This is a genomic window from Rubripirellula tenax (assembly GCF_007860125.1).
GTDB lineage: Bacteria > Planctomycetota > Planctomycetia > Pirellulales > Pirellulaceae > Rubripirellula > Rubripirellula tenax.
Window position 1 is genome coordinate 481,855 of record NZ_SJPW01000001.1, and the last position, 23,628, is coordinate 505,482.

Below are 23,628 nucleotides of genomic sequence, written 5' to 3' on the forward strand. Positions count from 1 at the left end.
TGGATGCACTCCGGGCTTGCGATCAGTTACCGAACGGGTCGGCACCGAATGGGTCGGCCATGGCGTCGCCGCCACCACCGAATGGATCACCCGAAGCGCCACCGGCACCGAACGGATCGCCACCGGCGCCGAACGGATTCATCCCACCGGCATCGAATGGGCTGGACGATTCCTTCTCTTCCACCTTTTCTTCTTCGGCTTCGACGATCGGTTTCGGATCCGGTGTTGTATTGAACTTCGGCAACTTCGAATTGAGCGGCCGCAGACATTGAACAGCCCCGGAATCACTGACCAGATAAAGCCGATTGGTTTCGCGATTGGTCAGTTCCCGGGCTGGTCGAACTTCCGTGAAAGTCGACACCGTGTTTCCTGTTTTACGATCGAGAACCGTTAGCGAACCGCCCATGGTGACGGCATAAACATGGTCACCGAAACCACCGATAAGACGTGCGATGTTGGTCGCCGGCGCGTCCCAAGATAGGTCGCCTGTCTCGACGTTCATCGAAAATACACGGCCATACGTTGACACCAACATGACCTGGTCTTCTACAACCAGCGGTTCGGCATAGAAGGGCTCGCCGAATGGAGTCACCCACGACACGATACCGCTGCGGGTGGCGCGAATCGCGTAGACTTGGCCGGCATCCGACCCGAAGAAAAAACGATCGTTCGAGGCAGCAGCGATTCGACCCGTGATCATCCCGTCGGTGTCCAGTCGAAACAAAGTCGATGGCTTGCCCAACAACTCCATCACGTAAACCAAACTTCGGTCGGTCGCCCATGCAGTTCGCGATGACGAAGGTGACTTCGTCGGCGACGCCAGCGCACGACCGTCAACAATCTCGCGGAACGGATCCAGCGACGGATCGGTAAGCGGGTAACATTCCAGGCCACCGCCGATGGTAACCACCATCGCGAAGTCGCCCGAGTTGATGGCGCCGAACTGGGGCGCGTTCAGCGTTCTCATTTCCGTCGTCGTATCGCCGTTCGCCGCATTGACTTGAATCAGGTTCGCACCGTTCATGACGGTCACAAATTCTTCGCTGACGCCCAACTGTCCAAAATGCAAACCTCGTTGACCGACGTGAGTATTCCAAATCGCCCGGCCGGTTTCTGCGTCCCTTGCCTCGAGACCACCGTCGTCGGCGATCGAGTAAATCACAACTCGCGGGACTTCCGTCGTTCGCATCGTTGCCGTGACACCACGACGTTTGAGTCGTCGAATTTCGTTTGAGGCAAGACGCTCGGCTTCTTTCAGGTCGATCGAGTTGCCTGCCGCATCAGCCGTATTGACGGTGATTCGCATCAGCACGTCATCCTGGGCCGCCGCCGCCGCCGCGGTCGCCGTGTCGCCGGCGTCAGCACTGGTTGCTGCTTCCGCATCCGCTGGTTTCTTGGTATCCGCTGGGGCTTTCCCAGCCGTCACGATTTCGACGTAAACCTGGGGATTGTTGCGGTGCACGAAAATCTGCTGGTCCGCAATCGATACAGCTCCATTGGGCGCCGAAATGCCCCGCTGCCAAGCTTCCACCAGACCCAGTCGTTTGGCGACACGGTCGGGCATCAGGGTTTCGTCGGCAGAGACGGTTTCGCAACGGAATGTGATGGCCGAAACGACGCAAGCCAGGGCGAGAAAGCGATGCATGAAGGTTCGCGGGTGCTCGAGTAGCGAAAGAAAGAGGTCCAGCCTTAGTCTAACTAACCGCCCAGGCTTCCGCGAAGGAAAGAAACGTCGATTCTCGGACTTCCGTGGTGAATGTGCCGAGTGTCCGGATTTTGGCGATTTGCCCACGCAAAGGTCCACGTCGGGCCCCAGCTTTCGGGCAACCCTACGTGGTATACCCTGTTCATAACCCTGAACGGCTTCGCAGCTGACATCCCGCGAGCGGCGTCGCGGGTCTACGCGGGTCTAAGCGGGGCTCAGCTATCGAGTCACCCGCTTTTCGCTACGGTCGCTAAATTAGTCACTACTGACCTCTCGTCCCGTCCCTCCACATTCCTCCTTCCCGCAATCCGTTTTGCCATGAAAAAGATCTTGATGCTCGTTGGCGACTTCGTTGAAGACTACGAAGCGATGGTGCCCTACCAAATCCTGCTGTGCGCCGGCCACTCGGTCGACACGGTTTGCCCCGGAAAGTCGGCTGGCGACACAGTCGCCACCGCGATCCATGATTTCGAAGGCCATCAAACGTACAGTGAAAAACCGGGACACCGATTCGCCGTGACGGCGGATTTCGCAAGCACCGATCCGGCCGGATACGACGCATTGGTGATCCCCGGCGGCCGGGCGCCGGAGTACCTGCGGCTGAACGAAGAAGTATTGGCGATGGTGCGGCACTTCGCGAGCGCCAAAAAACCGATCGCCGCAATCTGCCACGGACCTCAAATCCTAGCTGCCGCCGGGGTTCTCAACGACCGTCACTGCAGTTGCTATCCGGCGGTCGCGCCCGAGATCAAGGCCGGAGGCGGAACCTACGTCGAACCTGCCGCGACGATGGACTCAGCTCACGTCGACGGCAATCTGGTCACCGCACCGGCTTGGCCGGCACACCCGGCATGGATGCGAGAATTCATGCGAGTGCTGGGCTAACAGCCTATTGAAAAAGGGGTCTGACCCTTTGGAGACTGACCCTTTGGAGACGTTGCTGAAACATTGAGAACTCGAAACGCCGGAGAGGGTCAGACTCCTTTTTCAACGGGCTGCTAACCGTCCCCCCGCGAATCCGGTGCGTTATTTGATTTCGAACTTCTTGTAGTTGTCTTCAAACAGCTTCGCCAACTTGGCCGCGGCGATGTCATAGGTGTCACCCGACGCCCATGCGTCGCGTGGCCAAAGGATTTCGGATGGCACGCCCACGCACTTCGTCGGCACTTCCAAACCGAACGTCGGGTCCGTTCGCGTTTCCGCATCGGCAAGCGATCCATCGTGGATCGCGTCAATGATCGCCCGTGTGTGCTTCAGACTCATTCGCTTGCCGACGCCGTGTGGACCACCGGCCCAACCCGTGTTGACCAACCATGCCTGGGCATGATGGGCGCGGATCTGGTTCGCCAACAACTCGGCATACTTCAACGGATGCCACATCAAGAACGCGGCCCCGAAACAGGCGCTGAACGTTGCCGTGGGTTCGTTGACGTTCATTTCCGTGCCCGCCGTCTTGGCCGTATAGCCGCTGACGAAATGGTACATCGCCTGTTCAGTCGTCAACTTCGACACCGGTGGCAGAACGCCAAACGCGTCGCACGTCAAAAAGATGATGTTCTTGGGGTGAGGACCGACGCAAGGAATCTTCGCGTTCTTGATGAACTCAATCGGGTAGGCGACGCGAGTATTTTCGGTGATCGACGCGTCGTCGTAATTGACCTCATGCGTCGTCTCGTCGAAGACCACGTTCTCTAGCACCGCGCCGTAGCGAATCGCGTCAAAGATTTCCGGCTCGCTGTCCTTGCTCAAATGGATGACCTTCGCGTAACAGCCGCCTTCGATATTGAAGACGCCGTTTTCCGACCAACAATGCTCGTCATCGCCGATCAATTGCCGCGCCGGATCGGTCGACAACGTCGTCTTGCCCGTTCCCGACAAACCGAAGAACAACGTCAAGTCACCGGCGGCGGATTGATTGGCGCTGCAGTGCATGCTCAGCACGCCCCGCTTAGGCATCAAGTAATTCATCACCGTGAAGACACCCTTCTTCATTTCGCCGGCGTACTGGGTGCCCAAGATGACGAATTCGCCCTGCTCGATCGACAAATCGATGCTTGTCGTGCTGGTCATCTGCGCGGTGTAGGGATTGGCGGGGAAAGCACCCGCGTTGAAGATCACGACATCGGGTTCGCCAAAGTTGGCCAATTGATCGGCGTCGGGACGGATCAACATATTGTTCATGAAAAGAGCGTGATAAGCACTCTCGGCGATCACACGCACCTTGATCCGGTGATCGGGATCCCAGCCGGCAAAACCGTCGAACACGTAAATCTGGTCGCGAGTATTCAGATAGTCGATCGCCCGTTGGCGGTTGATCGCGAACGATCGATCCGTCAATCGCATGTTGATATCGCCCCACCAAATATCGGCTGACGAATCGGGATGATCAACGATACGTTTGTCTTTGGGGCTGCGGCCCGTTTTGTCACCGCTGCGCGTGGCAAGCGCACCCGACGCAGAAATCACCGCGTGTTGGCCAGTGATCGCGAACTCGTACAACCGGGCCGGCGTTGCGTTGTGGATGATGTCGGTTACATGAATTCCGTATCCGGACAAATCAATGGGATTGACGCTCATCGGGGGCACCAAAAAACAGACGAAGATGGGGGAAATGTGATTCGTCTGAGTCTAGCGCTGTTATCAAACGCTGGCGACCCGGCGTCGACGTTTGCAAGCGATTGCCCCGCAAAATAAAAGTGCAATCCACGTCGACGGCTCCGGAACCGCTTGGACGGGCGTGGCAAACGTTGCGAACATGCGGGGTGCAGGAACCGAGGGTGAACCGGCCGCAAGAAACGAGGTTTGCGATGTGAATCCCGTGTTGGTCAAGTGGACGTTGCTGTCCGTGCCGGTGGTCAACAAGTTGCCATTGACGTCGATATCGATGTCGTACAAATCGTTCGCACCGATGATGCTTAAAGAACCAACAACTGCGCCGCTGGCGTCCAGCCTCAAAACCGAGCCGGTGCCGATCACGGCAAACATGTTACCAGTCCCATCGGCCGCGACGCCGCGAAGGCTCATCGCTTGCGTCGCGCTGGGCAAAACGATTTGGTCAACCCTGGCCAAACTGTTGGGATCGTAAACGTTGATGTGCCCCGGTGACGCCGTTGCGGCCGGCGATTCGGTACCGAGCGCATACAGTCGACCATCGGCGCCAAAGGTCAAATCGTTGGCAATGAAATCCGTTCCGAAACGAGTGGTCGCGAACCCATTGCCCGCCTCGAACCGAATGATCCCCTTCTCGTTGCGTGCACCGATCGGCGCATCGGCAACAAAGACGTTGGACCCGATCGCTGCGATACCGCCTCGATTGGTCGCATTGGCCGACGCGAAACCCGTGCCGGGTCCATTTCGGTCGACTTGAGCACTGGTGACCTGATTGATGGTCGACAACGACGGAGTGAACGTGCCGTTGAAGACGTGCATGTTGCCGATCGTATCGACGACAAGATCGCGAGGTACGTCGGACGACCCTGCGCCCGCGGCCGGCGACACGGCAAAACTCTGCACGAACACGCCGCTGGTCGAGAATTCGCGAATGCTGCTGGTCGTTTGGTCCATCACCAGGATGTTGCCGGGCGTTACCACCGCAGCCGTTGCAGGCCCTGCAAGCGACGCAATTGTCAACAAACAAGCGAAATATCGAGCAATCATCGGCGTGACTCGGGGTGGGCGGGGACACAAGCGAGGCCCCATTCTACTCCGTCACGACACCCACGGGGGCGATTCAGGGCGAGACCGTGCCCGTCACGATGCACGTGGCCGACTTGCCGCCCGACAGACTGGTGACGATCCGAATTTCTTGAGAAATCGGCTCGGTCGAGCCGTCACCGGTGTAAACCAATTTGACCATATGTAGCTTCTTGGAACCGACAGGCACCTCGAACTGGAACCGCTCGTCGGCGCATTCCACGTCACTGATTTCGAACGGCTCGTCACCGCGAACGATCAACTTCTTTTCCGCCGAACCTTCGGCCGTTGTCGTGCCCAGACTTACCGCCTCGGGCGAGATGCTGACCGTCGGACGAACTCGGCCCGAGATCGCCATTTCGGTCGTTGGAAAGCTGCGATCGTTGCTGATCAACGTCAAGCGTTCGCGAATGTCGCCCTCGGACATGTCGCCGTTCATCCGGACCGCCATGCGATAACGGACTTGGCCCGATGTTCGCTCGGCGGGCTCCAGCCGGACGCGAAGATCGCTGCAGTGGCTGCGGACGTCTAGGATTTCCCAGTCGGTGTTTCCGTTGTGGGTGATCATCACCTCACGCTCCCGTTCTTCCCCGGACGGAACTTCGCCAAAGGCAACTTCCGGCGGGTCGAACGTGATGTCCGTGCGAATGAAACCACTGACCTTCAATTGGACTTCCGCGTACTTCGGACGATCGAAAACGACCGTGATCGTCGCCGCTTTTTGACCGATGAACGTGCTGGTATTAAACGTCGCCACGACTGACGCTTTTTCATGCGTCTTCAAGGTATCGGCCGACAACGTCGGTGTCGTGCATCCACAGCTGGTGCGGACGGCCGCGACGTGGACTTCTTCGTTGTAGATGTTCGTGAAATCGAAGTGATATTCGCACTTCGTGCCCCGGCCCACGGTTCGAAAATCGTGGGTTTTGACTTCGAACATCTTGTCCGCGTAGTTATCGGCCGTTGCAATGTTTGCGAACCCGACGATGCCTAGGACCATCGTCGCAGCAATCAACCAAGCGGGTGAGATTCGAAAACAACAAGAACGCACCATCATTCCATACCGGTGTTAGTGGAGGGAAAACTTCATCACGCAACAGACTTGAGCGTCTGGGTAAGACAGGTTAGCAAATTTGACCAAAATTACCCAGGCGGTTCGGTTATTCCGGTAATAACGGTTTCGGCAATTGAGTCGAACTTTTCCAGTAATTCTGCCAAACGCTCCATCGGCAGGCCCACCACGTTGCTCTCGCTGCCCTCACCGACGATCGACAACCAATCGTTGCCGTCCTGATACCCGAACGCGCCGGCCTTGCCCTCCCAAAGCATCGAATCCAGATAGCCCTCCAGCATCGAATCGCTCAGCGGTTGCATCATCAGCTCCGTTCGCACGACGTCAACGGTGCACTTTTGAAGTTTCACGGACCAGATACAGACGCCCGTATAGACATCGTGGCGACGCCCACTCAACAACCGCAACGTCGCCTCGGCGTGATCCTGGTCGCGCGGCTTGCCCAAAATCTGGCCCACGCACGACGCGACCGTGTCCGCCGCAATGATCAATCCATTGTCAACTTTTGTGGCCACATCGGCGGCTTTCCGGTACGCATAACGGGCAACCATTTCGGGCGCCGTTTCGCGGCTGCACATCCCACACTCGGCTTCGTCGGATGCAACGATCACCGAAAAATCGTAGCCCGCCGCTTTCATCAATTGCGCACGTCGCGGCGACCCGCTGGCCAAAATGATCGGCTCGTCGGTGGGAAGCGTCGCGTGAGGCAAATCACGCATCAATGGCAAGTCTTCAGAAGCAGACATAGAGCGGAAACTACTTGAGATCACACAGGTCAACGAGCGAACCGATCACGCCGTCGGAGGCGTGGGCGGCGGCGGATCATCACCGGGCGGCGGCGGCAGAGGCGATTCACCGGGCGGTGAATTTGGACCCTGATTATTCGGATCCTGTGTATTCGGATCCTGTGCGTTGGGCAAATTCGGTGGCGGATTTTGTCCTCCGCCGTGTTGCCGTTGTTCCAACTGCTTGACCGCGCCGCGCAGCGAATCGAGCAACCGTGGCACTTGCCCGGCCGCAACGAAGACTCGTGCACTGACGGCGGACTGCGGAAAGAAACTGGTCAAGAAATCCAAACCAAATTCGCTGGCACCGTGACCGATCATCACTCCGTTGGCATACACGCCGCTTAGAACTTCATCGGGCAACTTCAAGTCGTCGTAAATTTCTTGCGGCGACGGACGACGCTGATTCGGATCGGGCGGAACAACCGGCGGCGCCGATGGTGCCCCGAAGCGCTGTTTGTACAGTTCCAAATTCGTATTCAACGCCTCGATGAATTGTGGCATCACCGGATGCGGAATCACGACGCGTTTGGCCACCTTATGAGGACGTCCGATCGTTTGCAAAAAATCGACCACGTACTCACTGGGCCCCGTCATCACGATCGCGCCGGTGCTGAAACATCCATCCGCAACGCCGTCCGGCACACGTGCTCGAACGGCCGGATTGTTGTCACCCGATTCGGGTCGCCCAGGAGACGGCAGGTTGGAATCCGATGTCATGCGGTAAAGTTGGGAAAGAGAAGACGGTCGGCAAGGGTCTGGCCCCATTCTAGGCGCTCGGTCCAAACGTCTACACCCCGCCTAGCATTCCGAGGCAGCTTGGTTTTTCGAGATGCCTCACAAACGGGCCACCCTACATGGCCCCGCGACTCTGCGAGCGGGACGTAAGCTGCAAAATAGCTTTTGGATCAAAGTACACCCTGCGAACGGAGTCGCAGTGCCACGTAGGGTTGCCCGTGAAATCCTGAGCTTGATTTTCAAGAAGGCGACGTCGACGGTTTTTCCAATTCTTGTTTCACCCGCTCTGGCATCGCCGTGCGACGAGGCATCACGATCCCCGGTGACGCCATGACGGTGGCGAAGAACCCGATCGTAACAAACACCAAAATCGTTTCAACGATGTAGTTCGTGTTGGATCGATCAAGAATCTGGCCCAACGTCCACACCCAATTCGTGATCTGCCACGGCGAGTATGCATATGAACGATAGTCGTTGTAGTGCAGACCGATCGAATACGGCACGAGCGCCGCCAACATCGCCACGGCAATCATGGCTGCCAAACCGACTTCGACACGCGGGTGGTTGCGTATGCGAACCGCCGCGACCACCCAACGAACGATCGTCAAAAAACCGACCAAGTATGCCGAGTAGGCGACGCACAACCGGCTGAGCATCGAAATTGCGGACCGGGGCGCAAACGAGTTAAAAACGGCTTGCTCAGCGGCCAACTGAATCACCAAAGCTATGGCGATGTTGACGATAAAAATCGTCACGACCGAAAACACCAATCCGCTGACGGGCCCGGGCGTTAACCAAGTCAAAAACATCCGAGCCAACAAACTGCTAGGCAATTCTCGTCGAATGCGCGGAGTGATGGTCGACGACTCGGCCACCATCATGCTGCCTGTGACCGTCCAAAGCCCGGCCAAGAACAACGCCAACATGAACGACAAACCGATACCGACTTCTTCCAGCATCCGAATGCCCAACACCGCCACACCTAGAACCACCGTCGTTAAAAACAGCAACGAGACTCGCAAATGAGTCGATCGGTTTTCGCTCTCGGGAGTCAACTGGGCCGCCGTTGCGGTCAGCAACAAATGGCCGATCGCGAAAGCAACCAACAACGTCGCGATGACGGCAAACAACATGCCGTTGGCTGACATCGGATTGCCTTCCAAGATCATGCTGATGACCATGTAAGCTAATCCCCATTCCGCACCTAGCAACAACATCATCACCGCCAACAGCGTCGTGATGCGTCCCGTCCGCGTTCGCGCAAGTGGCGCAAAAAATAACGCCACGATCGTCAACACGATCCCGGCAACCAATAAGATCCCCATGATCAAAAGCGTCGTCGGCAGATCGACGCCTCGCAGCGTGTACGCGTACGCGACGCACGGAAATAGCGCGACGAAGTAAAGCAACATCTGCAACATCGCGCTGGCCAACTTCCCAAGCACAATTTGCCACGGACTTAGCACCGTGATCGAAAGCAACTCCAACGTGCCATCATCGATCTCGCCCTCAAGCGATCGGTAAGCCGCCAGGGGAACGACGACCAACATCGGCAATGCCAACACCAAGTAGTATCCGATCAGCATCCGGGGAGCCGACGGCGACGTGTAGATCTGCGGCATCATCGAAAGGCTGCCGATAATCGTCCACGCAAGCGCCGCAACCAACAACACCGAAAACGTGCCGACAAACTGACGACTCTTCAACGCTTGCCGCGTCTCTTTCACCAAAATCGGATTCAACGAATCGCCGATCCGTTCGCACCACGCGTCCAGCCGATCCAGTCGGCTAGGCGTCGGCGGGACCGGAATTTCCGTGGCAAGAGTTGTCATGGGAGATGCCATTCGAGAACGCGACTATCCAAATTCGATCAACGGTGGTTGATTGTGCCACGCCCCAAGCCGCTGTGCCACTACGGAGACCAGCCGTCCAGGGTAGACCCCCGCATGGTTCGGCTCTCGGATGCCAAATCACACATTCAACGACGGGAATCGTCGCAGCGGCAAACCCATCCGGCTACAATCGGGGTGCAACGACCCATCCGGGACCGCGCTCCCCCAATCCCCCAACTCGCGGCGACCGCGAGCCGACAACCTCAAAGGCTTCCATGAAGACTCGACTGACTTTCGCATTGTGTATCGCCTTGGCGAACGCCTCATTCTCGATCGCCCAAGACGCTGCGCCCGTTGCCGATGCGCCCGTTGCCGATGCGCCCGTTGCCGATAAGACTGCTGCCGTCGCAACCGCCAATGATTCCAGCGCCGACGCGCCGCAAGATTCACATGCCGCCGCGATCGAAGAATTCTTGGTCACGATGCGAATGGAAGAAACCACGCGCCGCAGCATTGACCAAATGCTGGCCATGCAGATTCAGCAGAACCCGCAGATGGAAATGTTTGCCGATGTGATGAAGGCGTTTCTGCAAAAACACCTTTCGTTTGACAAAATCAAAGGCGAGATGATCACCATCTATCGCGACACGTTTACCGAAGATGAAATCCGTCAACTGACCGCGTTCTATCAAACGCCCGTCGGTCGAAAAGCCGCCGAACGCTTGCCAGCCCTGGCCGCCGCCAGCGCCCAAATCGGTGGCAAGCGAGTCCAAGCCAACATGGCCGAACTGCAAGCAGCCATGGCCAAAAAGCAAGCCGAAATGCAAGCCGAAGGCATTAAAGAAATCGCGCCCGAATAGTCGCCAAGAGGCGAGAAAAAAGTGCCCGACCCCTTTTGTGCAAAGCAACGGAACGGCCGGTTCCCGGCCAAAGGGGTCGGACACTTTTTCTCGCCGGCGTTTCGCCTTTCATGCTGACCTTCCCCAGTGTCAAAACGTTTGCAAAATCTGAGCGACGGATTGGCGAGTATCCCAACCGATCGCTCAAGATGAAACTTCTTTGCTTCCTCGCGTTCCTGGTCACACTGGCTTTTGGCGCGTCCCATCGCGTATTCGCCCAATCTCCAGGGAACGCGGCGCCGATGAACGTGGTGTTCGTCCTTTGTGACGACCATCGGTTCGATTGCTTTGGCGCCGCCGGCCATCCGTTCTTGGAAACGCCACACATCGATTCGCTGGCCCGCGACGGAGCGATGTTGACGCGTGCCTACGTGACCACGTCGCTGTGTTCGCCCAGTCGTGCGTCGATTCTGACCGGTCAATACGCGCACAACCACCGCGTCGTCGACAACTACCACCCCGTCGATCCGACTCTAGTGTTCTTCCCCCAACGACTGCAAGCATCGGGCTACCAAACCGCATTCGTGGGCAAATGGCACATGGGTGGCGAAGTCGACGATCCCCAGCGAGGGTTCGACCACTGGATATCGTTCAAGGGCCAAGGCACCTATTGGCCCGACGGACACGGGACCACGCGTGAAGTGCCTCAAACCACGTACGACGGGTTGAACGTGAATGGGAAACGCGTCGAACAAAAGGGCTACATCACCGACGATTTGACCGACGAAGCGATCGACTGGATCGATAAAACCGATCGATCGAAGCCTTTCTTTTTGTACGTCAGCCACAAAGCCGTCCATGCCGATTTCGTTCCGGCCGATCGCCACCGCGGTCGCTACGAGAACGAAAAACTGCCAATCGAAATCCCAACCGTCGCAGCGATGGACGCCGGGAACATGCCGATGTGGGTCCGCAACCAACGCAATTCGCGTCACGGCGTTGACTTCGGTTACAACCTGAAGGACTTTTCGCCGGAAGTCTATTACCGCCGCTACTGCGAATCTTTGTTGGCAGTCGATGACGGTGTCGGCCGTTTACGCAAGCACTTGTCCGATCGGGGTTTGGCCGAAAACACTTTGTTCATTTACATGGGTGACAACGGGTTCCAGTTCGGCGACCACGGCCTGATCGACAAGCGAGTCGCCTATGAAGCCAGCGCAAAGGTGCCGCTTTTGATGGTCGCGCCCGGACGAGTTCCCGCGGGAACCGTCTTCAACGACCTGGTCGGGAACATCGACATCGCACCCACCATCTTGGATGCCACGGGAACCGATCGACTTGAAAACGTCGACGGCCAAAGCTTTTGGAATTCGCTATGCGGCAACGCGGACAAATCCACGTCACGAGAATCGTTGCTCTACGAATACTACTGGGAACGCAACTATCCCCACACGCCGACGCTGCACGCAATCATCGGCGGTCGATGGAAATACATCCGCTGTCACGGACTGTGGGATCGCGACGAACTGTACGACCTGGAAGCGGACCCCGGCGAAATGAACAACCTGATCGATGCACCGGAGCACGCACAGCGTATCGCCAGCATGAACGAAGAACTGTGGTCGATGATTCAGTCCACCAACGGCAACGAAATGCCGCTGTTGGAAGATCGCGGACCCCTGTTCCCGCTGCGCGATTCAAGAAAGTCGAAACAGGCGGCGTTCCCCGCCGAATTCATCGATTAGCGAATTCATTGACGAAGAAACCCCACGGACGCCCGCGGGCGTAAGGCCCGGTGGTCTCTCAACTATCGACGCACGTTTCCAAGAAACGAGCCAGTCGGTGAAAATCGCTGTCCGTTTCGATGTAGCGGACCTTCGTGACCAGCGTTTTGGGGTCAACCAGTTCTTCGAAGGGAACGTAGTGCAGGTTGAATTGACCCGATACCGAAACCATCACGCCGTTTAGCTTTTCCTCGACCAGGGCTCGGTAGGCGCCGACGCCCAATTGCGATCCAAGCATCACGTCGTAGGCGTGCGGTGGTGCGCAACGTGCTTCGTAGCCCATTTGCAAGCCGTTGACCTTGCGGACTTTGCCCGAACGTTCCTTGTAGCGATCCTTGACCAGCCCCGCCATCATCGCACAGAAGTTGATCGACGCGATGTTGATGTGACCGTGATCATCGCGACTGATGCCTTCCAGATACTTCGACGGCAAGAACTCCGCCATGCCTTCGGCGACGACGATCGTGCCGTACTGGCGCCCCTCGCGTTCGCGTGCCAACATCATGTCGACCATCTTGTCGACGACGCGGTCCATCGCCATGACCTTGCGAGTCTGGCCGGTTTCGACGTTGATGACTTCGGTGTCGGCAAGGCTGCCCGTGATGTCTTCGACCGACATCACCATCGACGCTTCGCCCGCGATTGCGGCGCCGTACGCCAACCAACCGGCACTGCGTCCCATCGCTTCGCACAAAAAGTACGCGCGTCCCGCGGCCGCATCGTAGTTCAGGTTGCGAATTTCTTCGGCCAACGTTTCAACGGCCGTGAAGAAACCGAACGTAAAATCGATCCCTGAGTAGTCGTTGTCGATCGTCTTGGGCAAGTGAATGACCGGGAACTTACGCGCACCGGCGGGTAAGTTGTCCTGAAACATCTTGATCTTGTTAGCGGTCTTGAGCGTATCGTCGCCACCGATCGAGATCAGTGCATCGACTTCCAACGAACACAGCCCTTCGTAGACACGTCGCAGCGGAGCGACCAACTCGGGATCCTTTAAGTGCTCCGGTGCACTGACATGTTTCCCGGGGTTCGTCCGAGCTGTTCCGATCATGATGCCGCGACTGCAACGTGCGTTGGTCAGCGTTTCGTGAGTGAATCGGATGTAGTCGGTGCCTTCCTGCAACGGACCGGCGGCGGTGTACTCGGCCAATCGGCTGTAACCGTGCTTGATGCCAAAGACCTGGGCGCCCTCTTCCAAGAACGAATGAGCGGCCGTGGAGATGACGGCGTTGGCGGCAGGTGCCGGTCCTCCGGCGAACAGGATCGCGACGCGTTTGATATCGAAATTGGGCAGGTTGGGCATATCGTCGTGAAAACAAAGGGAAGTCAGAGGAAATCATTCACCGGCCCCGATTTTACGCCCCCACGGCGTTTCCCGAAAGGATCCCGCAAGGCTACCGTCCGTCCCGCAAGACTGACCCAAGGGAATCTGGGCAATCCGTCGCGGTCAGGAGGTTCAGAACACCAGACTTTCGCCAAATCCAGCCATCTCCCACCTCCCCCAGAACCTGACACCCAACGTGGACCCGCGACGCCGTCGCGGGACGTCAGCTGCAAAGCAGCAGACAAAGAACAACGTACACCCTGCGACGGCGTCGCACGGCCACATAGGGTCACCCAAAACCTAACACCCACTCCCCAGCGTCAGATCGGTTCACTGAACGTCCGATGACTTCATGAACTCCCAGACGCCGGCGCGGTTTTCAAAGCGAAAGAATTGCCGCCGAGGCACCTCGGATGTGACAACAGAATCGACGACGTCATCACCGATCCAGGCGCCGCGCTGCAGTACCAGAGGTAACAAATCGGGCGCCATAGCGTATTGATCCGCCGTCATCACGACGAAGCGATCATCACTTCCGGTCGCGCCCAATTCGACCGGGTTATCGACAACCCCATCGAAGCCATCGTCGACGTTGGCAATGCCTGGCAGCCTATCCGCCCCCGCATCGACGCCAACGTAAGCATCAGTTTCAAAATGTTGCGAATGAACCAAGTCCCCCGACTCAACGGGGGTTGTCGCTGTTCCCAACGCCAAACATCTCCAGCCGGCCACCGCAACGAGCGCTACGACCGAAACGGCGGACGTGCAACGATGGTAACGATTGCCGTTGAACATCATTTCCCGAAGTGGTGAACGATTTCCGAGGTTGAAACTTGCTTTGTCGTCGGATCGTAGTTCTCAACGGTGATCTTGATCGCAGGAAGCTTGACCTCGATCGGCGGCAACGTGTCTCGGCTGACGCTACCGTTGTCAAAGACGGTCGCGTTGGTTTGCGGGTCTGTGAAATCAAATGGCAAGGCGGGCGCCGGTGGTGGCGGAATGGCTACCGGCGGCCCCACGGTGGGTGATATCGTCGCCGCACTTCCGTTGAAGACCCAATAGGTCGCACCGACATCTAAGGAGTTGATGTCATTCACATTCCCGACCGTAACCGGTGAAGGCCGCCACGTGGTGTCGTAAGAAACTTGGTTCAACGCATCGGTCTCGTAACCATTCGTCCACGAATCAAAGGTGGGTTGGATGACGAATTGGGCGTTTCGACGGAACAGGCATTTACCACTGCGACGTAGCCCGGGCCAAATTTCCAAGTATCGGTTGTTTGGGAAACCGGGTGCCGCCGCCGGCGGCGGCGGAACAAGCGAGGTGTAACGCATACCCGAGAACGCGTTACTGCAGAGCGTTCCATACTCGTTCATCAAGAACGTGCCGCTTCCCGAGTAACTCCCTTCACCACGAACATTTCCACCGGTTTGGAAAAAGTATCCGAGGTCGACAAACGTGCCCCGCGACATCGGACGCGAGATTGGCCCAGGGATCGTTGCCGTCCGCGAATCAAGGTTGCGAAGCCCGAAGAAGAAATAGGGATCATCGGGCGCAATGGCTCGGTCATCCGACAGGATGGCCCCCATCTCGTCCAAGTCGTCGACTGTACCGTTCAGGTCATCGTCAATTCCGGATCGGCCCGGATCCAAGTCAGCACCACCGCTTACAAAAACGGGTGCGCCTGTATCAAAGGCTTGAACATCAAACGAAACAATGTTGGTGGCAACCATATCCTCACCCTCCCGGCTTCCGCCGAGGGCGAACTCGGGTCGCAAGTATCCGTTCAATGTGAACTTGTCGGCAACGCCGCCGCCAAAAAGCGAGGTCGTCGTCGCGGGGGTTCGCACGACACCAGTCGTTAAGAATCGGTTGGGTGGCGATAGCGCCAACAATGGCATCGAGCAAGCAAGACTGCCCCCGCTGGCACCAAAGCTTGCCGCCGCGGGAACCGATAACGATCCGGGCATCATCACGTGCGCGAAGCGGCGATGCGGATCACGAAGTTGTTCAAGGTTGTTGGCCGAAAAGTTTACTGACGGACGCCCCGTATTTACGACCGGTATACCACCACTTGTCGCCGACGGTGCCAGGACAAAATCGCGTGCAACGGACAGGTCCATTTGCTGGCTAACCGCAGCCATCCCGACAAGCCAATTGGGTTGATCGATCCCCGCGTTGTATTCCCAAATCCCGCCCGAAGTTGCCGCTGCTGCCGTGTAGTCAGGCGTGATGAACCGGTCTGCGCGATCGATTTCAAACGCCGACGTCGTCTGCCTCAACATACATAGGGTCGGTTGATCAGCCCGCATGGTTGTGATCGAGTTTAGCGGGACCGTCGTCGGAGTGTTTTGGAACGAAGCGGCGCGAATCGACGCCGGGATATCGTTGAACGATACATTCAGGTCAGGTCGAATCAGCAGCGTGCGGCGATAAAGAACCAATTCGTCGGGATAGCCATCGGAATCGGTGTTCGCGGTGCCCGTGGGCAGTCCGTTGGAATCCACATCGATGTAGTTCGGCATGCCATCTTCGTTCATCCCGTCCGTTGCAACACCGTTGTCGGTTGCGAAAGGCGTCCCCGTCGAAATTCGCGGTGCCACCCAGTACACGACTTCGGCATAATCGCTCGTAATCGTTACCGGCTGGAATGCATCGTATCCTGCCGGAACGGTATAGGCGCCGCCCGCGCTGACGATCGCTACGGCCCGTTGAGCCTCCAAAACGCCCCACGGTACGACGCCCGAGAACGGGTTGCCCTCATCCGCCTTTGCGGTGAACGCAAGGTAGTCATCGTTATCGCCCCAACGACTGAGCGGCAAATATCCCTGGGCCGTATTTTCCGTAACGTTGGCAAATCCATAGCCAAAGAAAGATGCCGTCGTCGCTTTCGCTAACGGTCCTTCTTGATACATGAAGTACCCGACACCGTCGTCCGGACGAGTCGGATCCGTCGACGCGGTCACGGCGTTCAAATCGTTCCGCAATCGGAAATTGATGTCACGCGTATCGCTGCTTAACGAGACGGCCGCACGACTATCACGAACCGTGATCCCGATCAAGCTGAACGCACGCGTCAAGCTTGCCATGATCAACAGCGTTGCTGCTGTGGCGATCAACAATTCAAGCAGTGTGAATCCCGATCGCTTAGCCGTTATTTTTTCAGTCATCGTTTTCTTCGTCGGAAAGCGGTTTGGATGGTAAGTCATCATTTCAGGTTTACTCCAATCCACTCTTGTAGATCACAGCGTTCTCGGTGTTTCCAGGTTTGCCGCGTTCGTAGGAAACTGGAATCGAACGGTCAAGGATCGCAGTGCCACGATAGCGAACAGCTTGATTCGTATCGAAACCGTATTCCTGCCCAACCTCGCCCGATTGTGCATCCAAGCGGAAGTACCCGACCGTGAACCGCATCAAGAACACGTTGCTATGGTTGGTGGTCAGGTTCGCCAACTTCGCAGCGTTTTGATAGCGGAACAGATCGATGTGATCATGCAGCCGATCTTCGCGGTGCAGTTCCGACTGCGGACGCTCAAACAGCGGCGTGTTCAAGAATCGCGAACGCCACTCGGGATTACCCCCTAGAGCTGGTTCGGTGCGAATGTTGAATTCGTTGGGCAATGGCAACGTGCCGCCAACAAACTCGCGATCGTCCATGTCGGGGTGCGGACGAAACAGGCTCAGATCGATCCGATGCTTGTCGTGCTGGCTCGCTAGTCCCTTGTTCGCCTGCAGGTAGCTGTTGAACGACGTCACACCCGCAGCGTTGGGAACCAACGGAAATCCTTGAGCCGACATCGGCGCGAACACTCCGACAAATCGCGACGGATAGCGAGGGTCCACTTGGCGATTTTGCAACTCGATTCGAGGTGACGACAACGAACCAAGCGGTGTCGTTTGCGTGAATCCCGTTCGCGACTCGATGAAGCCTTTGAAGTTGTAACCGTACGGTGAATCCTGAGTGCTCGCGTACAGGTTCGATTCCGTTTCGATCGTCGGCAACGTTGACAAGTTGTCAATTTCCGCAAACGTCGAGAAGCCCCAAGCAAGCGATTGATAGACGGAACCATCGCCGCCAAAACCTGCCGCACCCGATGCCGAGTAGCGAGATGCGTTGGCAGTCCCGTTGTCAGGATCCGCTGGATTTTCGAGCCGGTCGAAATTCGTCACACTGACGTTCGTGCCACCGGCAACCGCCGCATAATCGGGCGTCGTGTTGGGGTTGATTTTCCCGGGGACACGATGCAGCGAAATGCTGTTGAAGGGCGGACGAAGCGTTTCGGTGATCCGATTGAAGTCGACCGATCGGAAACCGGGCGGCGGCGCGCTGACGAAGTCAACCTGCGTCGGCTCCACCCACTTTTCACCGTCCGCGTAAATGGGTCCCGTATCGGCAAAGTCAAAGATTTGCTCGAACAGCGGACGCGCCACCAACGGGTTGTAACCGGTGTCGAAGCCTAGCAAGTGCGGGAATTGAACCGTCGATTCATTCACCGTTGTTGCGGTGGACGGATTCGCGTCCAACACCGTGCCGGGGCCGTATTCCATGCCAAAGCGAACCGTGCTGGATGCCGATACCGAAGCAATCTCGATCGGCGAACTGTAATCACGGTCTAGCCAAGGTTGAATCGCGAACAACGTATTGTCTGGCAAACCAACCAGCGAAACCAGGGCCGGCGGAATGCCCGACGATGCTCGCGGCATTCCCCATTCGCGGTTCAAGTACCCAAACGTTTCGGGGAACGGGGTCGCCGAAAGGTCCAAATTCGCGCCGGGGCCGGTTTCGTAGGTGGCCGCAGTACCGAGTCCGGTTTGGAATTGATACGAAAAGTGTGCCGCGTTGGGTCCCAACGGTGGTACCAGCGTGCCAGTTTGCAGCACGTTTTGACGGTATCCCAACATCGAACGATTGACCAACGCCGTTGGTGTTCCGGCAACCGCGATGTGTGCGTATCGATCATTGGAAGTATCCGGAATCTTGCGACGCGTGTCCATGCGCATCGTGTCGGTGTAAGCAAGGGTCAACGGGTCGACCGGTTCCGGGTTTCCGGCGACCGTGACCGTGCTGCCCAGATCTTCATGTCCGCTATACACCGTCAAGTCCATCGAGTGAACATCGACGGTGATGTAGGGATTCGTCGTCGCATCATAGATACGTGTCGGATCCGCCAACCGTTGCAAGAACAACGTCGCGGCGTCTTGGTGAGTACCACCACCACGCCACCCGCGCGCCAGCAACGGTGCACCGGGCAATTCATCGACCGGTTGGTCAAGCGGATTGCCCGCCATCCCTTCGGCGTCGTAGTAAGAATCGAAAAGCGGATACGCCAAGTTGCCCGCCCCCGGATTGAGCGTGTCGTTGAGCGTTTCGTCGAACAACGGTGCCGGGTAATAGGTGATATTCGGATTCGGTGCTGAAATGTTGAAACCGAAATCCACTTGACGATCGGGCTGTGCGGCCAATTGCGTGAAGTATTGGTTCCAGTCCGGTCGCACCGGGCGTTGTGCCTGGGCGACAATGGGAAGGATACCGCGGTATCGGAAGTTACCCGGGGCGTCTTCGAAGTACTCGTTCGACGTTGTCGTGTCGTTCAGGTTGTAATACTTGAACGTCCAAGTGTTGTTTCCGTTGCCGTCAAATTCCAGCTCGAAGCGTTGATCCGACGGGTCATAGAGGAAAGCGTTCGTTTCGACTACCGATGCCTTCTCGCCAAGACGCGTAACCGTACGCGGCGCGATCACGGCGAACTGTCCCGGCGCCAAAGCGGGCGGCGCGTTCGGATTGCTGGCCAGGATGTTGCGATAGACTTGCTCGACCGCAACGCCACCCAGCGCCGCAGGGTTCAGTGCGGAAGGATCCAGGTCAGTGAACCAAACCACACGGTCCAGTACCAAAGAATGGTTATCCATTGGGTCGTTGTCTTCGAATGCCAAGAGATCGCCACCGAGTTCAAAGTCCGCCGTGTGTCGATAGCGTTCGGTTGCCTTGGCAATATCATCGGGCGTAACGATCGGAGCGGTCGCTGCAGACGGCGGCCAAGGTGAGACCGGTGCTTCGGCGAACGGATCATTCACCAAGTCCTTCAAACGACCGGCATCCATCAACCAACGCGGCACGTCATACGGAGACGCTGGCCCCGCCGGTACACCGACGGCCAGTCGCCAAACCGGAGTACGTGCGGTTCCAGTTCCAACCGTTCGCGCCAAGTGAAGCGATTCGGTGTTGATCAGCGGCGTCGTCGCATCATTGTCGTGGTCGTAACCGTAAAGCTCGTTCGGATACCGAATCGAAAGACTTCCCGTCGGAACCGGAGTTCGCGTATTGAGAAGTTCCACGAACGAACTCGCTTGCGGGATCCGCAACTGGTCAACGTCCGCATCGGGCGTCGCAGCAGCGGCGGTTCCGTCACGTTCCTTTTCTTCGGGACCCATGTCATTGGCGCCATCGTCGACGCTGGTATCCGCCGTTCGCATATCGTGGAAACTGGATGCTTCGGTGATTTGGATATCTGAAGTTTCCTTGCCCCAAACGGTTTGGAACACGCCGGTGTTGTCGGCCCAACCGTCGGCGTCGAATGGATCTTCGTCGTAACGGAACCGGGTCATGATCGCGTCATGGTCACGAAAATCGACGACGTTGACCGCCCACTGAGCCAGTCGGCGTGCCGCGTATCGGTTGGCACGCTGGATTTCGCCGCCAATCGACGCACCCGTTGCCGTAGCAATCGCGCGTGGATTCCCCGCATCAAAACGAAACTGTGGTGGATACGGGAAGTTGGGAATCAATAGCTCCATCGTAGGATCCAATGCCGCAGGGTCACGAACCAATGCGAACATCAGCGAATAGATGTTACGTGCCAACAATTCTTGAGCCGTTAAATCGGTGAAGTCATTGGTTTGACTTTCCGGTGCCACCGTCGAATCGCCAAGTGTGGGAACGTAATCCGCGATCGCAGTCGAACTGGGTGCATTGAACCCGGGGAAAGCTGCTTCGCTGGCCGTTTCCGCCGGCTCGTCGATGAACTCGGGATAGGTTCCCGCCGTCGCATCCGCACCGTTACCCAGCGGACGGTTCAGGTTCAGCTTCGTTCCCTTGCGAATCTCGATCGCAAGCATTCGCTTGACCGCCAATTCGGCGGCGTTGCGTTGTGCGGTCGACGCACCAGCCCAACGTGATGCGTAGCCCGGCATCTGTCGAAGCAAGTCGGCGATGAAGTCCGTCGCGTTTGCGAATCCCATGAATTCAGGATTGCGTTGGCTTCGGCTCTCTGTCGTGATCTTGGTTTCAAGTTCGTTGTTGCCGTTGATCAAATCGCTTTCCAGCAATTCCAGCAGGCGTGTCCGAACCGCGCCCGCGCCGGGTCGTTTGTAGTTCAGTACCGACACGAGTTCCGACAACGTGAACGGATCATCGTTGCCAAGCGACGAGCCCTTGGTCGCAATTTCATACGGGTCATTGATCGTTTCATTCATGATCAACGGAGTCGTGCCGGGAACGTTGGCATCCAGATTCTGGACGACCAAGTTACCGTTGACGTTGATGTCCAAACGGCTACGACCGTGCATGTCCATCGGAATCCCCATCGGCGCATTCTGGTCATGCAACGGGCGGCGAACCGGGTGAATCGTTTGACTGACCAAGTCGTCGTCAAACACCGTCAACACGGGCGACGTCGACGTCTCGTCAACACCGGGTGCCGAAATCGTTTGGCCTCCGCCACCGCTGCGAGCGGACAGAACCTGGAACATCAGGTTTCGATTGTTCATTCCCAGGAAGAACGGGTTCGGTTCGGTCGTTGGCGTTGCCGTGCTCCACACGAAGTGGTTGGCGCGATAGGGGTCCAGCAACAAACGTGGATTGATTTCGGCGGGACCGACACCCAACCCACGACGCATCAAACGCGGCGTTGATGCTGTCGGCGCCGCCTTGTTATCGGCGGTAAAACCTGAGAAGTGACTCGGATCGAGATCGAAAAAGTTGTAGGCCAACTGAGAGAACGAACCCGCCGTGTTGATGTTGATTCGACCATCAAGGTCTTCCATCAAAGGAGCCACCATCGGCTTGACCAAAGTACCGTCCGCCGCAGTGAATGATGGAAGTTGGAAGTCGACCCAAATGCTGTCGGGAACTCCGTCGCCGTCGTTGTCCACATCCCAAGGACCGTTCACCAACCATCGGGCCAGACGCAAAATTTGATTCGCATCGCCGTCGGGGTCCAAGGATTCGTTCAAAATTAAAGTCGGATTCGATCCGCTGAAATAGGGCGTGCCGTCGACCTGTTCGCCGTCGCCATCAAGGTCTTCGGTATTCCCCGAGAACGGCAGCGGACGCATACAAGCGCGTCGCAGTCGCCGTACCAAACGCGCCAACCGCTGAGCGTCTTGGGGTTGCGACATCGCCAACATTTCGCCGAACGTTCGTGGATTGGCGCCGTTGTTATCGGTTACGGGTTCGTTCATCAGATAGTTGAACAATGCCGGACGGTGATACGACGGCACAATCGCTTGATTGATCAGCGCGTTGACGGTCGGTTCACCCGGATGCAGGTTGTTCACGCCAACGGGACGCTCGCTAGGCTGCCAAGCCAGAAACAAGTTTTCCAGGTCGGCCGCATCGTAGGGTTCGTCCGGTTCGGATCCGATCAGTGGCCCCAAGAAACGTGAGTTCGGTTGAACCGCGTAGGATTCATCGTTTTCTACCCAACCCGAATACGGGATCACTGACGCACTTGAACCAGGAATCGGATGACGCGTGTTGCCGAACGAGTCACGAGGAATGACGGCCGTTAACTGTGAAGTCAACGGATAGGGAGGCACCGCAGCAAAGCCGGCATCGACTCCGCGACCGTTGAAGATTTGTCCGTTGATGACGAACTGGTATCCCACGTCATCGGAATCCGAAGTTCCCAATTCAAGCAGATCATCGACCGCACCGATCGTGTTGTACGGTGTTCGTTGGGTTACTCCGTCGTTTCGATCGACTTCGCCGGGCGCATTGTCCGGGCCCGGACCATACAGCAGTGCCATCGGGAATTCTCGTGCGACCGTCCATAGGTCATACGAGGTTCCATCGATCTGGATTTCATCCGTCGGCAATTCCGACAAGTCGATCACAAGGTTGTACTGAAGCATGGACTCGTCGTTCAACGTACCGGCATAGTTCGCCGGCGGTGTCGCGCTGCTGTCTTCACCGAACGATCGCACAATGTGGAACGAATGCCCCTTCAACGGGCCTTCCAAGAACGTGCAAATCCGCCCCACATACGCGTCATCGAACTGCTCGATCGTCCATGGGTCGGACGCTACGGTCGCATTGGGATACACGATCGGACCGTCGTAACCGGCCTGGTTTTCAGGCAATTGCTGCTCGAACGCGGCGTTTCCGTCATGGTTCCAACGGCTAAATCGCATCGGAAATCGAAACAGCGTCGATTCCAATTCGGGCGTCGTGGCCACGTCATAAAGTTGCCCACGAACCAGCGGTGCAATCTGGACGTTCGGTGCTCCGGTGCGTCGGTGTGCTACGCGTGTTCGCAATGAGTCGTAACCGTAGAGGTCACCCATCATGTCGTTGCCGTACGTCACCGAGTTGGGATCCGGGCTGCCGACCAGGACTTGCGTCAGGATTTCCTCCATCAAGTCGTTCGGGCGGCTTGGGGACGTCGCTTGTCGACTGATCGAAGCCGACGCTTGCCGAGCCTGGCTTGTGAACACGACATAGGTCACAACCAGGATGCTGAACAATCCTAGCATGCCCAGGGCAATCAGCAGGACGATGCCTCGATCGGGACGCCGGCGGGTTAGAGAACCGGTTCGTAGGAAGCGATAGTTTTGTGGAGTAGAAACGTTCATCGAA

The 23,628-nt window shown here is 57.3% G+C and carries 14 protein-coding genes; 3 read left to right on the forward strand and 11 right to left on the reverse strand.

Features of this window, described 5'->3' with window-relative positions:
* Positions 1–22: 22 nt before the first annotated feature.
* Positions 23–1,645 carry an outer membrane protein assembly factor BamB family protein gene (locus Poly51_RS01760; protein WP_146453626.1) on the reverse strand — a complete coding sequence of 541 codons (1,623 nt, stop codon included), beginning with the start codon at positions 1,643–1,645 and terminating at the stop codon, positions 23–25.
* Positions 1,646–2,023: 378 nt separating this feature from the next.
* Here Poly51_RS01760 and Poly51_RS01765 point away from each other — a divergent pair, with 378 nt between their 5' ends.
* Positions 2,024–2,590: a DJ-1/PfpI family protein gene (locus Poly51_RS01765; protein WP_146453627.1), complete on the forward strand. Its 567-nt coding sequence runs from the start codon at positions 2,024–2,026 to the stop codon at positions 2,588–2,590.
* 141 nt (positions 2,591–2,731) lie between these two features.
* Here Poly51_RS01765 and pckA read toward each other — a convergent pair whose 3' ends face one another.
* The 6 genes from pckA to Poly51_RS01795 all read right to left on the reverse strand — a co-directional run bounded on the left by pckA (position 2,732) and on the right by Poly51_RS01795 (position 9,825).
* Positions 2,732–4,282: a phosphoenolpyruvate carboxykinase (ATP) gene (pckA, locus tag Poly51_RS01770; RefSeq protein WP_146453628.1), complete on the reverse strand. Its 1,551-nt coding sequence runs from the start codon at positions 4,280–4,282 to the stop codon at positions 2,732–2,734.
* Between the two features lie 63 nt (positions 4,283–4,345).
* Complete coding sequence (locus tag Poly51_RS01775; RefSeq protein ID WP_186775276.1) at positions 4,346–5,362, reverse strand: PEP-CTERM sorting domain-containing protein; 1,017 nt, start codon at positions 5,360–5,362, stop codon at positions 4,346–4,348.
* 73 nt (positions 5,363–5,435) lie between these two features.
* On the reverse strand, positions 5,436–6,398 hold the full coding sequence (locus Poly51_RS01780) for a DUF1573 domain-containing protein (protein WP_186775277.1): 963 nt from the start codon (positions 6,396–6,398) through the stop codon (positions 5,436–5,438).
* Positions 6,399–6,541: 143 nt separating this feature from the next.
* Complete coding sequence (locus Poly51_RS01785; protein WP_146455090.1) at positions 6,542–7,189, reverse strand: Maf family protein; 648 nt, start codon at positions 7,187–7,189, stop codon at positions 6,542–6,544.
* Positions 7,190–7,261: 72 nt separating this feature from the next.
* A complete protein-coding gene (locus tag Poly51_RS01790; RefSeq protein ID WP_146453630.1) occupies positions 7,262–7,975 on the reverse strand; it encodes a DUF3467 domain-containing protein in 714 nt (237 codons plus the stop codon).
* 257 nt (positions 7,976–8,232) lie between these two features.
* A complete protein-coding gene (locus Poly51_RS01795; RefSeq protein ID WP_146453631.1) occupies positions 8,233–9,825 on the reverse strand; it encodes an ABC transporter permease in 1,593 nt (530 codons plus the stop codon).
* Positions 9,826–10,100: 275 nt separating this feature from the next.
* Here Poly51_RS01795 and Poly51_RS01800 point away from each other — a divergent pair, with 275 nt between their 5' ends.
* Entirely contained in the window at positions 10,101–10,685 is a 585-nt protein-coding gene (locus Poly51_RS01800) for a DUF2059 domain-containing protein (RefSeq protein WP_186775278.1), read from the forward strand.
* A gap of 188 nt (positions 10,686–10,873) precedes the next feature.
* Complete coding sequence (locus tag Poly51_RS01805; RefSeq protein WP_146453633.1) at positions 10,874–12,409, forward strand: sulfatase family protein; 1,536 nt, start codon at positions 10,874–10,876, stop codon at positions 12,407–12,409.
* A 58-nt stretch (positions 12,410–12,467) separates the two neighbouring features.
* On the opposite strand, the gene Poly51_RS01810 is transcribed toward Poly51_RS01805, so the two are convergent.
* From Poly51_RS01810 to Poly51_RS01825, 4 genes are all read right to left on the reverse strand, one after another.
* The gene (locus Poly51_RS01810; protein ID WP_146453634.1) at positions 12,468–13,751 is read right to left on the reverse strand and encodes a 6-phosphofructokinase; all 1,284 of its coding nucleotides are present in this window, start codon (positions 13,749–13,751) and stop codon (positions 12,468–12,470) included.
* A gap of 351 nt (positions 13,752–14,102) precedes the next feature.
* Positions 14,103–14,444 carry a hypothetical protein gene (locus tag Poly51_RS01815; protein ID WP_146453635.1) on the reverse strand — a complete coding sequence of 114 codons (342 nt, stop codon included), beginning with the start codon at positions 14,442–14,444 and terminating at the stop codon, positions 14,103–14,105.
* Between the two features lie 122 nt (positions 14,445–14,566).
* Positions 14,567–16,942: a PulJ/GspJ family protein gene (locus Poly51_RS01820; protein WP_146453636.1), complete on the reverse strand. Its 2,376-nt coding sequence runs from the start codon at positions 16,940–16,942 to the stop codon at positions 14,567–14,569.
* Between the two features lie 49 nt (positions 16,943–16,991).
* Positions 16,992–23,624, reverse strand: a complete 6,633-nt coding sequence (locus Poly51_RS01825; RefSeq protein WP_146453637.1) for a hypothetical protein — start codon at positions 23,622–23,624, stop codon at positions 16,992–16,994.
* Positions 23,625–23,628 lie beyond the last annotated feature (4 nt).